Origin of the sequence: Actinosynnema sp. ALI-1.44, assembly GCF_001984155.1 — a bacterium.
Lineage (GTDB): Bacteria > Actinomycetota > Actinomycetes > Mycobacteriales > Pseudonocardiaceae > Kibdelosporangium.
Genome location: NZ_MTQO01000037.1, coordinates 93,336 through 105,513, shown reverse-complemented (window position 1 = coordinate 105,513; position 12,178 = coordinate 93,336). Strand labels below are relative to the sequence as shown.

Annotated in this window: 12 protein-coding genes; 4 read left to right on the top strand and 8 right to left on the bottom strand. The window is 67.7% G+C overall.

From position 1 onward, the window contains the following. Positions 1 to 55 precede the first annotated feature (55 nt). A complete protein-coding gene (locus ALI144C_RS10975; RefSeq protein ID WP_076986946.1) occupies positions 56 to 1,615 on the top strand; it encodes a PucR family transcriptional regulator in 1,560 nt (519 codons plus the stop codon). A 9-nt stretch (positions 1,616 to 1,624) separates the two neighbouring features. Here the strand turns inward: ALI144C_RS10975 and ALI144C_RS10970 are convergent, their stop codons facing one another. From ALI144C_RS10970 to ALI144C_RS10960, 3 genes are read right to left on the bottom strand one after another with little or no spacing between them, the layout of a single operon-like run. Continuing rightward, positions 1,625 to 2,479: a polysaccharide deacetylase family protein gene (locus ALI144C_RS10970; protein WP_076986945.1), complete on the bottom strand. Its 855-nt coding sequence runs from the start codon at positions 2,477 to 2,479 to the stop codon at positions 1,625 to 1,627. Beyond that, the gene (locus ALI144C_RS10965; RefSeq protein ID WP_237774089.1) at positions 2,476 to 3,597 is read right to left on the bottom strand and encodes an NADH:flavin oxidoreductase; all 1,122 of its coding nucleotides are present in this window, start codon (positions 3,595 to 3,597) and stop codon (positions 2,476 to 2,478) included. Before ALI144C_RS10965 ends, ALI144C_RS10970 begins: the two co-directional genes overlap by 4 nt. After that, a complete protein-coding gene (locus ALI144C_RS10960) occupies positions 3,594 to 4,193 on the bottom strand; it encodes a DUF1989 domain-containing protein (protein ID WP_076986944.1) in 600 nt (199 codons plus the stop codon). The genes ALI144C_RS10965 and ALI144C_RS10960 overlap by 4 nt, the downstream gene beginning before the upstream one ends. A gap of 112 nt (positions 4,194 to 4,305) precedes the next feature. Between ALI144C_RS10960 and ALI144C_RS10955 the strand changes: the two genes are divergently transcribed. After that, on the top strand, positions 4,306 to 5,391 hold the full coding sequence (locus tag ALI144C_RS10955; RefSeq protein ID WP_076986943.1) for a damage-control phosphatase ARMT1 family protein: 1,086 nt from the start codon (positions 4,306 to 4,308) through the stop codon (positions 5,389 to 5,391). A 151-nt stretch (positions 5,392 to 5,542) separates the two neighbouring features. Here ALI144C_RS10955 and ALI144C_RS10950 read toward each other — a convergent pair whose 3' ends face one another. The 4 genes from ALI144C_RS10950 to ALI144C_RS10935 all read right to left on the bottom strand — a co-directional run bounded on the left by ALI144C_RS10950 (position 5,543) and on the right by ALI144C_RS10935 (position 10,282). Beyond that, complete coding sequence (locus ALI144C_RS10950; protein WP_076986942.1) at positions 5,543 to 6,292, bottom strand: SIR2 family NAD-dependent protein deacylase; 750 nt, start codon at positions 6,290 to 6,292, stop codon at positions 5,543 to 5,545. 85 nt (positions 6,293 to 6,377) lie between these two features. Continuing rightward, positions 6,378 to 7,421 carry a right-handed parallel beta-helix repeat-containing protein gene (locus ALI144C_RS10945; RefSeq protein ID WP_076986941.1) on the bottom strand — a complete coding sequence of 348 codons (1,044 nt, stop codon included), beginning with the start codon at positions 7,419 to 7,421 and terminating at the stop codon, positions 6,378 to 6,380. Next, positions 7,421 to 9,349: a hypothetical protein gene (locus ALI144C_RS10940; RefSeq protein ID WP_083752926.1), complete on the bottom strand. Its 1,929-nt coding sequence runs from the start codon at positions 9,347 to 9,349 to the stop codon at positions 7,421 to 7,423. Before ALI144C_RS10940 ends, ALI144C_RS10945 begins: the two co-directional genes overlap by 1 nt. 171 nt (positions 9,350 to 9,520) lie before the next feature. After that, the gene (locus ALI144C_RS10935; protein ID WP_076986940.1) at positions 9,521 to 10,282 is read right to left on the bottom strand and encodes an ArsR/SmtB family transcription factor; all 762 of its coding nucleotides are present in this window, start codon (positions 10,280 to 10,282) and stop codon (positions 9,521 to 9,523) included. Positions 10,283 to 10,360: 78 nt separating this feature from the next. On the opposite strand from ALI144C_RS10935, the gene ALI144C_RS10930 reads away from it, so the two are divergent. Both ALI144C_RS10930 and ALI144C_RS10925 read left to right on the top strand, forming a co-directional pair. After that, complete coding sequence (locus tag ALI144C_RS10930) at positions 10,361 to 11,257, top strand: hypothetical protein (RefSeq protein ID WP_076986939.1); 897 nt, start codon at positions 10,361 to 10,363, stop codon at positions 11,255 to 11,257. Then, a complete protein-coding gene (locus ALI144C_RS10925) occupies positions 11,254 to 11,637 on the top strand; it encodes a GntR family transcriptional regulator (RefSeq protein WP_076986938.1) in 384 nt (127 codons plus the stop codon). Before ALI144C_RS10930 ends, ALI144C_RS10925 begins: the two co-directional genes overlap by 4 nt. 156 nt (positions 11,638 to 11,793) lie before the next feature. Here ALI144C_RS10925 and ALI144C_RS10920 read toward each other — a convergent pair whose 3' ends face one another. After that, complete coding sequence (locus ALI144C_RS10920) at positions 11,794 to 12,174, bottom strand: hypothetical protein (protein ID WP_083752925.1); 381 nt, start codon at positions 12,172 to 12,174, stop codon at positions 11,794 to 11,796. Positions 12,175 to 12,178 lie beyond the last annotated feature (4 nt).

Sequence of the window (12,178 nt, the reverse complement as noted above, 5' to 3'; positions counted from 1 at the left end):
ACAGCCCGCGCCGGGGTGTTGCCCGGCGTCTGTGACGCCCGTATACGGTCAGGGCGTGCTCACCATTCGTGCTCTGCTCGACGACCCCGAACTCGAGCTGCGCCTGCTCGTCGAAGGCAGCCCGCAGGCGCTGGACGAGAACGTGGTGTGGGTGCACAACACGGAACTGCCGGACCCGTCGCCGTATCTGCGTGAACGCGAACTGGTGCTCACCAACGGGATGTGGCTGCCGAACGCCGACGCGATGGACTTCGTGGAGAACGTGGCCCGCGCCGGTGGCGCCGGAATCGTGTTCGGACTGCGGGATCAGTCGCCCCGCACGCCGAAGGTGATGATCGACATGTGCGAGCTGCTGGACCTGCCGCTGCTGGAGATCTCCGCGAAGGTGCCGTTCACCGCCGTCACACGCGCCGCGGCCCGGCACTACGCCGAGGCTCGCCAGTCGTCGCTGGTGGACATGGTGCGCCGGGGTGACGAGCTCGCGAACGCGTTGACGCAGGGCGCGGGTGCTTTCGGGGTGCTGGAGGTCCTTCGCCGTGACCACGAACTGCCGCTGGCCGTCGTCGACCGCACCGGCCGCCTGCTCGCCGCCGCGGGGGCCGAGCCGAGCAGGGAGCACCTGCGTGTCGTCGCCGAACGGCTGAACGGCCACCCGCCGCCACTGGAGATCGACCTCGGCGCCGACAAGGCCAGTGTCTTCCTCGTCGGCGCGGTCGGCGAAGTGGACGCGGCCCTGCTGTGCCTGCGACCGTCCGGGGAACTCACGCGTGCCGAACGGGACGCGCTGGACCAGGCGGCCAGGTTCCTCAGCCTGGAGGTCGCCAAACAGCAGGCGGTGCACGCGATAGAACTGCGCTTCGCCAGCGAACTGCTCGACATGATCCTCTCCGGGCAGCACCGTGCCGCGGAGGTTCCCGGCAGGCTCCGCGCGTTCGGTGTGGACCCCGACGGCCCGCTCGCGGTGTACGCGCTCGCCTTCGCGGGCGAGGACGAACCGACCCTGCCCGGCATGGCCGAAGCGGTGGCGGAGTTCTTCCTGGCCAAGAACACACCGGCGGCCGTGGCAGGCGGCACGAGTGACGTCGTGGCCGTGCTGCCGTCCCGCCACACCGACGCGGACCTGCGAGAGCTGGCGGTACAACTGGCGGACGCGATCGAGTACCGCTTCGCCAACCGCCGCACAGCGGTCGGCATCGGCGGCACAGCGGAGAACTCCGCCGCGTTGAAACAGCCCCTGGTGCGTTCCCGGGACGCCTGCCGTGTACTGCGGAACCGCAACGGCAAACTCGACGTGGCCACGTTCGCGGAACTGGGCACACACCGGCTCCTGCTCGGCCTGCACGACGCGGACACGGTGCGGGACTTCGCCGACGTCGTCCTCGCGCCACTGAGAAGGCACGACGAGCACCGCGACGGTGAGCTCCTGCGCACAGTGCGGGCGTTCCTGGACAACGGCGGACAGTGGGCCGCGACCGCGGAGGCGTTGTTCATCCACGTCAACACGCTGCGCAACCGGCTGCTCAAGGTCACGGAACTGACCGGCCGGGACGTCGCGCGCACGGAGGACCGGGTCGATCTCTTCCTGGCACTGGCAGCATCCGAGTACTACAGATAGCCACGGGCGCTACGGATAGCTCGGCGGCTCGGGCAAGGGGCGAGCGTCCAGCGTCTGATCATCCAGCACGGCACGCGCGAGGTCACCACACCGCATGAACGCGACGTCGCCGCACTCCAGCGCGTACTCGACCAGCCGCCGCAACGCCATGATCCTGCCCGGCCGCCCGGACAGGAAAGGGTGGCAGCACAGGTTGAACAGGCAGCCGTAGTGGCGCATCCCGTCCAGCTCCGCACGCCACATCTCCAGCACCTTCAGCGGGGACTCGATGACCGAGCCGATGTGCGGTTCCGGCAGGAAGGCGTACTGCTCCCAGTCGTCGAGTGACCAGTGCACCGGTAGTTCGGCGATCTCCCCGCGGGCGGTCAGGATCCTGTACGGGCGGTCGTCGGCCATCAGCGACGAGTCGTACAGCAGTCCGTGCTCGGCGACCAGCTCCGGTGTCTGCCACCGCGCGCCCCACATCGCCGCGCGGTAGCCGAGGATCTCGATGCCCTGCGAGGTGAAGACGTCCATCGCCATGGCGAAGTCGTCCCGTTCCTCCCGTTCGGTCATCGCTGTAGGTGCCTTGTGGGCGTACGAGTGGTGCGCGACCTCGTGGCCGCGCTCCACAATGGAGGAGGAGAGGCCCGGGTACCGCCTGGCCACCCAGCCGGGGACGAAGAACGTCGCGGGCACGGCCAGGTCGTCGAGCAGGTCGAGGATGCGCGGCACGCCCACCTCCGGCCCGTAGGCCTGGTGTGACATCGTCGACAGGTGGTGCGCGAACCGGGCACCTTCCGCGAGGACCGGGCTTTCCGCGTCCACGTCGAAGGTGAGGGTGGCCACCGCGGCCGCCCCACCCCGCCATCCTGGTGGTGTCATCCCTGCCTGCTCTCCTTCCACCGGCGCACGTTGGCGATGGTGACCATGGGGTCAAGCATGCGGTGCTCGAACCGTTCCAGCTCGGCGTTCGCGGCGACCCGGCGTGGCAGGTCGGGGTTGACGAGCGCGCCCCTGGCCACGGACAGCACGTCGGCATGACCGCCGTCGAGCACCTTCGCGGCCAGCACCGGGTCGTGCATGCCGCCGTTGACGATCACAGGCAGACCGGTGACCTCACGGGCGATGCTGGTCACGGTCCTGCCGCCGGCCAACGTGGCGGTGTCCAGCCAGTTGCGCCCTTCGCTGGCGATGTGCAGGTAGTCGGCCGCCGTGAGGGCCGCGTAGATCGTCTCGGCGTCGCGTTCGCCCTCCGGCCAGCGGTAGGTGAAGTCGTTGACCTTCGTCTGCGACAGCCGGACTCCGACAAGGACACCCGTGGACTTGACGGCATCGAGGACCCGCGCGGTCAGCCGGACCCGGTTGGCCATCGGGCCCCCGTACTCGTCCGTGCGCTGGTTGGTGTAGTCGGTGATGAACTGGTCCAGGAGGTAACCGTTGGCCGCGTGGATCTCGACGCCGTCGAACCCCGCGGCGACGGCGTTCCTCGCGGCGGCGGCGAATCCGGCCACCACGTCGTCGATGTCCTGTGTGGTCATCTCGCGGGGTACCGGCCACGGACCGCTGCCGTGGTACTCCGGCATCATCACCCCGCGAGGCCGGATCGCGGACGGCCCGATGCGTTCGGCGGTGTGCGGGTTGCCCTGCGACAGCGCCCCGGCGTGCATGAGCTGTGCGACCATCACCGCTCCTGCGGCATGGACGCCCGCGGTCACCGTCCGCCAGCCTGCGACGTGCTCGGCGGTGGCCAGGCCGGGCTGGTTGAGGTAGGACTGGCTGTGCAGGGTGTCTATGTACGTGCCCTCGGTGATCACCAGCGGGAAGCCGCCCTCGGCGAACTCCTTGTAGTACCGGGCCATTTCCTCGGTCGGGACGCCGCCGGGGGTCGCCGAGACCCTGGTCATCGGGGCGACCGCGTACCGCGAGGCCAGTTCGTTGGCCCCGATGCGGGTCGGTGTCAGTGCGGGGTGGATCGTGTTCATCGCGGTGTCTCGCTTCACTTGTCCAGGATTTCGATCTCGAGCGGGCCGGGTCGCATGCCGTTGATGTCGACCAGGTCCTGCGGGCAGGCGGACACCGCCACCAGGCAGTCCATCTCGGCCTGCAGCGTCACGGCGGCATCGGGCGCGGCGGGCGACGACCGCCATTCGATCACGTCCTGCAGGGTCACCGGGATGTCCATGAAGAAGTTCACCGGCTGCGGCACCGTGGTGACGCCCACACCCAACTCGCGCATGACCGACCGCAGGTTCTCCGCGCAGGACGCGTGCCACCCCTCGTACCCGAGCAGTTCGTAGCGAGCGGGGTCGCAGGCGGCGATCAGCATGTCGTGACGGCCTGGCGAGGTGTCGTCGACCAACGTGAGGATCGGCCGCCTACGGTCGGTGACGAACGCTTCGCCCAACCTGGGGAACAAGCGACTGGTGTGACCGCGGGTGTGCGCGGCGCTGAGGTGTTCGGTCGTGTCTGCCGCGCAGAAGGCGAAGAAGTCGCTGACCTGCGCTCCCTCCGGGGTGCTCACCCGGACGAGCTGTCCGGCGGCGACCCGCACGGCCCGGCCCTCGCGGGCGGGGACGTGAACTTTTGTCAGCTCCATGCCACTCAGTTCACCACTACACCGAGTACAACACCTATGGAGGATCCTCCACGAATAACGCGATCGACTGGAGGATCCTCCATAGGCGTTCCCCACGGAATAGGCTTGCCGAGTGCCATCGGTCATCACGCTCGAGAGCCCGTTCGCCCACCAGGTCTTCCACCAGCGGCATCCCGAGCTGTTCCGGCGGCTGATGGACGCCCATCCGTACGGTCCCGCCGAGCGCGCGGCACTGGAGGCGTTGCTGACCGAGACGCAGAAGGGCACGATCTCGCTGGCCGACGACGCGTTCGACCGGGACACGTGGCTGGGCTGGGACCGGCGCCACTTCGGCACGTCGTGGGCGAAGGCGCCGTTCCTGTGGGCGGAGAGCTACTTCTACCGGCTGCTGCTCGGCGCGGTCGGCTACTTCGAGACCGGCGTGGACCCGTTCGGGCCCTTCAAGACCGCGGAGCTGCGTTCGTCCACACTGGACGCCGAATACGGCTGGCTGACCGAGCGGCTCGACTTCGACGCCGCGTTGATGGCGTCGCTGTACGGCAATCGAGCGGACCTGGGGTTCCAGCTCGTCGCCGGGGACACGGCCGCGGTCCACGACCAGCTGGTCGCCGACGACAGCGGGGCCGTGCGCGAGTTCTTCCACCGCGGCGGGCCCGTCCCCGTGACGTTCGTCCTGGACAATGCGGGCAGGGAGTTGCTGTCCGACTTGGTGTTCGCCGATCACCTGCTGACCGGCGGACTGGCCAGCTCGGTCACGCTGCACGCGAAGCCGTACCCGTACTTCGTCTCCGACGCGACCTTGACCGACGTCGGGGACTGCCTGCGGCGGCTGCGGGACCTGCCCGGCGACTCCGGGCGCAGGCTGCACGAGGCCGCGGCGGACGGACGGCTGCGAATCCGCACCCACCCGTTCCACTGCGCCCCGCTGTCCTTCCACGACATGCCAGCCGACCTCGCCGGGGAACTCGGGCGCGGGGTGACCGTGTTCAAGGGGGACCTGAACTACCGGCGGCTGGTCGGCGACTGCTACTGGGACCCGTCGACCCCGTTCCACCGTGCCGTGTCGTACCTGCCCGGACCCGCCGTGGCACTGCGGATCCTGAAGTCCGAGGTCGTCGTCGGCGCGGACGGCCGAGACCGCGAACCCGGCTGGCAGACCACGGGGACCTACGCCTCGATCCAGATGTACCAGCCCTGAACCGCCCCAGCTCAGAAAGGGTGTTGCACCCCTCGGAACTCAAGCCACCTTACCGGCATGCGACTCCCGCACGCGGCCCGCACGGCAAGGGATGCCCCGAAGGACATCCTCATTCGCGACAGGCGCCCGGCTGTGCTCGACCTCACTGAGCTCAGCTGGTGCGGCCGTCCAGCACGGCCCGGCAGATTCTCGGAACAGCCGTCCCGATCGGCTCCGTGATCACCTCGTCGGCGAGGTGGTCATACGGCGTCGGATCGCGGTTGACGACCACCAGTCGAGCACCGGCGTCGACGGCCACCCGGCACAGCGACGCCGCTGGTTCGACTTCGAGCGTGCTGCCGATCGCGATGAACAACTGGCTCGCCGCGGCGATTGCCTCCGCCTTCGAGAACACCGCCGCGTCGAGGTACTGTCCGAACAGGATCACGCCGAGTTTGAGGATGCCGCCGCAGTCCTGGCAGGCCGGGTCCTTCTCCCCCGCCGCGACCCGCGCGAGCACCTTCTCGCTCGGCTGGGACGCGTCGCAGCCCACGCAGACCGTCTTGTGCATGGAGCCGTGCAGTTCCAGGACCTTTCGGTCCGGCATTCCTCCGCGCTGGTGCAGTCCGTCGATGTTCTGCGTCAGGACTCGGACCGCCAGGCCTTCGCGGTCGAGGTCGGCCAGAGCGCGGTGGGCCGCGTTCGGCTCCGCCGTCCATGCCGTGTGACCGCTGTAAGCCGCCCAGAACTGCTCGCGCACCGCCCGGTCAGCCATGTAGTTGCGGTAGGTGAAGAGGTCAGCCATCCGCGGGTTCTTCGTCCACACACCGTCCGGTCCGCGGAAGTCCGGGATTCCCGAGTCCGTGGAGATGCCTGCGCCGGTCAGCACCGACACCCTTGTCACGCCCCTTGCCCATTCCATGCGTCGAGCATAGGGAACCTGGCTATCGATTTGCGGCACGCCGAACACCCGTGAGCGGCCCGGCCGGGCCGCTCACGGGCCGCCGTCAGGGTGTGACCGGGACGTTCGTCAGTCCCTTCGTCGCCCTGGTGACGGTGTTCGACGCGTGGACCACGTTCGGGCGGTCCTTGCACTTCGACGTCGAGGTGATCCTGATCGCGTACCCGCCGACGCCACCGAGGTCGGAATTGTTGCCACGCCACGTGTTTCCGCAGCCGTTCGGGAACGACGGCGACGTGCTCGGGTTGTGGGTCTCGTAGCCGTTGGCGAACGTGCCGGGCTTGGCGAAGGTGCCTGTGTTGTTCTCGATCAGGTATCCGACGCCTTTCACGTCGATCCACGAGTCCGCGGAGTTCTGGCCGGTGATGCCCTGGCCGTTGAACGTGTTGCCGCGGATCACGCCCGACTGCGTGCCTTCCTTCACGTCGATCGGTTCCGCCGCGATGTTCGGCCCGATCGTGTTGTCGAGCACCTGCACCCGGTCGGACCTGTCGACGCCGCCGGAGTTGCCGTGGCAGCCCCAGTTGGAGTTCGCCGATCCGATGTAGACGCCCTCGCCGTACCCCTTCTGCACCAGGCCGGTGTCGGTGATCTTCGAGTCGCGGATCACGCTGTCGGCCGACGAACGCCGGAAGTGCACGGCTTCCTCGTCGACGTGGTGCACGGTGACCCCGTCGACCGTGGTGTGGTGGGAGTTGTCCAGGACGATGCCTTTCTTGGACTCCGCCACCGTGAAACCGGTCAGCTTCCAGTACGGCGCGCCGTAGAGCCACAGGCCGTAACCGGAGTCCCAGCCCGCGGTCGGGACCGGGCAGGACGGCGCCTGCCCGCTCGGGCCGTCGTTGATCAGCACGGCGTTCGCCGGGCCGGTCAACGTGATCGGCTGCGACGACGTCCCGACCTTCTGCGACACGAACGAACCGCGGTACGTGCCCGGCGCCATCCTGATCACCGTGCCCGGTGTGGCACCGGCCAGCGCCGCCTGGAGCTGCGCGGCAGTCGAAACGTCCACAGGGGCCGCTGTCGCCGCCTGCGGCGTGACCACCAGCGCGGTGAACGCGGCCGCCGCGACGAGGATCCCGCCCTTCATCACTTGCCTCCCACGGACTTGAGGAACAGCGACTTCGCGCTGTCGGTCTTGGTCGCGTCGACACCGTGACCACCGGTGTAGTCGCGCTGTTCGTTCTTCGCCCAGTCCGCGATCGGGGCGCCGCCGATGTCCAGGTGCTTGTAGGCGCTGCCGTTCCAGCCGAAGACGTAGATCCGCTGCTTGTCCGGGTAGTACTCCTGGAACGGGCCGTTGGTGGCCACCTGCTTGGTCATGGTGTTGTTGAAGAACACGTTGCGGTAGCCCGACGCGCCGGACCACTTCACCGCCTTCTTGCCCGCGCCCCACCAGATCGGGAACCAGTTCGAGTCGTCCGGCCCGCCGCCGCCCTCGTCACCGCAGTTGGCGCGGCAGTTGCCCGAGCGGTGGCCGTAGTCGACCTTCACGGTGTTGAGCTCGAACAGGTTGTTGCGCTCCCAGCCGCCGTGCAGGTTCAGGTCCGAGTCGAAGTCGTTGCCGACCACGACGTTGCCCGACGCCGACCACTGGAACGTGAAGTGCCGCAGGTTGCGGGACGTGTTGCCCGCGTACACCGAGTCCCACACGCGTGAACCGCGGAAGTAGCCGTTGCCGCCCTTGCCCTTGTTCCACGAACCGTCCAGCTCGTTGTTCACGATCTGCAGGTTCTTGGCCTCCTCGGTGACGATCGGGTGCGATCCGGTCATCTCGGCCTTCATGCCGCGGACCCAGGAGTTCGCCGCCCACTTGAACACGATGCCGTGCATCTCGGCGCGCGGGTCCATGTTGCCGTAGTTGTCGATCGCCTCGGCCTTGGTCAGGTTCGGCATGTCCTGCGTGAAGCCGAAGTTCTCGAACCCCACGCCCACAACCGGGTCGACCAGCGGTGCCGCCTTCGAGTCGTAGGTCGCGCCGCCGATCGCGGCCGAACCGTCCGACGTCGAGTTCACCGGCACGTCGAACTCGAGCGGCTTGTCCAGCGTGATCGTGCGCTGCGAGGTGTTCACCGACGCGATGGTGAAGATCTGCTGGCGCATGTGCATGTTCAGCAACGGGAACGTCGTCGGCAGGGCCTGCTGCTCGGCGTAGAACTTCCGCGTGTTCGCCGCGCGGATGTTGACCAGCGAGCCCGCGGTCAACGAGGTGATCGAACCACTGGACGCCAGGTGCACCACGCGGTCGCCGATACGGGCGGAGAACCCGGTGTCACCGGCCTTGGCGCGCAGTTTGACGCCGGACTTCCAGTGCACGTTCACCGTGCCCTCGAAGATGTCCTTGCGGTTGGCGGGCGCGGACGAGTAGTCGCTCTGGTAGCTCGAGTGCACACCACGCGACTGCACCCGGAACAACCCTCGCCCCGGCCACAACCAGCCGCCCTTGCCGCTGCCCGAGGTCATCCCGTCCTCGTCCCAGTCCGACTTGTCCTCGGTCAGCGTGTCGTACAGGGTGTTCGAATCCGGCCGGTACACGACTTTCGTCGCGGTCGTCCCCGCACCGCGGATCACCAGGTAGTCGGCGTCCACGTGCACCTCGTGGCTGACAATCAACTCGCCCGCGGGCAGCGTGATCAGGCTGAGTTCGGTATAGCTCGCCGAACCCGAACACGACGACTTGATCGCGTCGATCGCGGCCTGCAGACCAGCGGAATCATCCGCGCCGTCATCGGGTTTGACATTGTACTGACTGCTCAACTCCTGCGGCGTGATCTGACAGGTCTGGTTGGAATTGATGTCACCGGCACCGGGCAGGTTCATACCGCCCCGGTATCCGGCTTTCGACCAGTCGTAAAGACCGGACACAGCGGCCCGCCGATTTCCTGGCGACAGATCAAGGCTGGTCAAAGCACCAGCGCCGGGCGCGGCACGGACAACTGGAGACGGTAGGACCGTCGCGCTCGCAGTGAGCACCGAGCTCACCGCGAGCGCGAGGAAACCGCGATGTTTCCACGACATGAAACCCTCCGGTGGCGGCGGGGCAGGGACGGCAGATGTGCGGCGGCACTCACACCCGAGGTGTACCTGTTGTAGCCCACCAGACGGCACGTCGTCAATGAAATGCGTTTCCTTTCCACGTACGTGAAATAGGTAAGGAAAGTGCTGACCGGTTCACAAAGTGCGCGTACGCTATTCTTTGCCGGTTTGGGCACGCCACGGCGGCAGGGACAACGGCTTGCCGGTCTCCATGAAGGACTTGAGGTTCGACAGCACCGCCGCCCAACCCGCCGCCGCGGCGCGCTGCTGCGCCTCGTCGACGAAGTCCTCGTGCGTGACGGTCAGTCGGACGACCTCACCGTAGCGCTGGATGTCGAACGTGACCTTCGAGGTCTCGTCCGGCTTGGCGGGATCGACCCACGTGAAGGCCAGGCGGCGCGGTGGCGTGCATTCCTCGACGACACCGGTCACGTCCGCGACGGCATCGTCGAGCCGCTGGTGTTCCCAGATGGACCCGGCCTGCCAGTCGGAGACGTTGCGGTGCCCCCAGTACTGCGCGCTCAGGTCGGCGTCGGTGATCGCCTCCCACACCTTCTCCGGCGTGCTCTCGATGTAGGTGACATACACGAAACTCGGCTTGTCGCTCATCTTTTCCTCAGCTCGTTGTTTGACAGCGCTGAGCACACGCAGGCGCGGGCGCTCGAACTTGTCGATCCACCGCTCCTGGATCTCCTGCAACGGCACCGGGTTGAGGTAGTGCAGCTTCTCCCGGCCGCGGCGCACAGTGTTGATCAGGTTCGCGGCCTCCAGCACCGCCAGGTGCTGCGTGACCGACTGGCGCGCCATGTCCAGCCGGTCGCACAACTCCCCCAGCGTCTGCCCGTTCTGCTCGTGCAGCCTGTCCAGCAGGTGCCGTCGCGTCTCGTCGGCCAGGGCCTTGAAAACCTTGTCCACACGTCAAGTTACGCAGGTAAACACCTGCATGTCAACCGTGCTACTTTGTACCAAGCACTCGATACAAAGGGGCGCGTGATGAACCTGGACTGGTGGAACGTCCTGGCGTACGGACTCAGCGGCCTTGTTCTGCTGGTCATCCTGTGGCCGACCGTGAAAGTCGGCCAGCGCTTCCTCAAGCGATGGGGTGTCGGCGACCCGACCGAACAGCAGGGCCTGCTCGCCAGGAGGTACCTGCTGCACCGGCGAGTGCTCTACCCGCCGCTCTTCCTCGCCGCGTCGCTGATCACGTTGGGTGACAACAACCCGTTGCCTGCGTTGATCACCGCGCTGCTGCTCGGCGAGATCCTCGCGATGCTCCGACCAAGCCGCGGACCGCGCACCGCCACGCTCACCCGGCGGACGTGGAGCGATCTCGTGCCACGCTGGGCAGTCGTCGCCATGCTCGTACTCGCCGGGTTCGCGGTGCTGCTCGCTGTCGCCGAGGGCATCGGCAAGCACTGGGGTACGGGAGTGGTCGACAAGTACCCGCCCGGCGGTTCCTGGCGGACAGCCGACGGCATCGTGACGAACGTCGCGGACGCGAACCGCGTCCTCGACAACTCCGACTGGCTGCTGGTCCTCGTCGCTGTGTTCCTGGCGACCGCGGCCGTGCTGGGCATCGTGTGGCTCGCGGTCTACCGGGGCTCCGGCACCGATCCGAGCGTTGACGCCGCGCTGCGCACCCGTACCGCGCGAGTCGCCGTGGGGATCGGCATCGCGTGGATGTCGATGTGCGTCCAGCAGGCCAACAACAAGCTCATCCACATCCGTGACATCCACTGGCCCGAGCCCATGCCCTCGTGGCTGGCGGGGACCGGTTGGCTCGAGTCGATCACGGTGCCGATGCTGATCCTCGGCATCGCCGGGTGGATCTGGGTGGCCAACCCGGACACGAGGATGCCGTTCGTCCGGAGAGCGCGAACCGACCCGTGACGCGGATCCTGGTCGACCCGGACAACGGCGTCCCGCCATGGCGGCAGGTTCGCGACCAGCTCGTCGGGTTGATCCGGTCCGGCGAACTCGCGCTCGGCACACCACTTCCGACCATCCGGCAACTGGCCAACGACCTCGGCCTGTCCGCCGGAACGGTCGCCCGTGTCTACCGCGAACTGGAAGGCTCCGGCGTGCTGCGGACAGCCCGACGGAAGGGCACTGTCGTCGCAGCGGTTCCCGGTGAACCCGTCGAGCCCGGTACCGCGCTGACCACCGCCGCGTCCCAGTTCGCCGATCAGGCAAAGACCCTTGGCGTGACACTCGACGACGCGATCGCGGCTGTCAGTCAGGCGTGGGAGCAGCAGACCTGGCCTACTTGACGAGATGAGCCGGGAGACTGGATCTGCCGCAACGAGGAATGTAGTCGCGAAGAAGCCGCGCGGGAGAGTGGATCACCGGATCGAGCGAACAGAAAGGGCACTACGAATGACAACAGCAGCCGAACTACCGGTGCCCTCACCCGAGCTCCGCGGTGTTCATTGTTCGGCCAACCGAGCGAGCACGGAGTCGACCAGAGCCCATCCGTCGAGCTCACACCGGCCAGGCTCGGCAGGCAACCAGCCCCGGTCGATCGCCTCGTCGAGCAGTGCCCGCACCACGCCTGGCCGGTGCAGGTTCAGGTAGTCGTCACCGCGTTTCACGCCGCCCGAGTGCACCGGGTCGGCCACCGACTTTCCCGGGCCGACGGCGAAGACGATCTCCAGCCGCCCTGGGTCGCCGTCGCGACGAATCGTCAGGTGCTCAGTGCAGTCGTGGTATGTCGGCGAGCCGTCGTCCGCGCGGTGGGTATGGGACACGGTCCACCGGTACGTCGCCTGTTCGACAAGCAGCACGCGCGCACCCTTGCGTTGCCCCACTCCG

Coding starts and splice junctions, on each gene's coding strand:
- ALI144C_RS10950 (WP_076986942.1), bottom strand. CDS start 6,292: ATGGAATGGGCAAGGGGCGTGACAAGGGTGTCGGTGCTGACCGGCGCA.
- ALI144C_RS10960 (WP_076986944.1), bottom strand. CDS start 4,193: ATGGAGCTGACAAAAGTTCACGTCCCCGCCCGCGAGGGCCGGGCCGTG.
- ALI144C_RS10945 (WP_076986941.1), bottom strand. CDS start 7,421: ATGAAGGGCGGGATCCTCGTCGCGGCGGCCGCGTTCACCGCGCTGGTG.
- ALI144C_RS10970 (WP_076986945.1), bottom strand. CDS start 2,479: ATGACACCACCAGGATGGCGGGGTGGGGCGGCCGCGGTGGCCACCCTC.
- ALI144C_RS10940 (WP_083752926.1), bottom strand. CDS start 9,349: ATGTCGTGGAAACATCGCGGTTTCCTCGCGCTCGCGGTGAGCTCGGTG.
- ALI144C_RS10930 (WP_076986939.1), top strand. CDS start 10,361: ATGAACCTGGACTGGTGGAACGTCCTGGCGTACGGACTCAGCGGCCTT.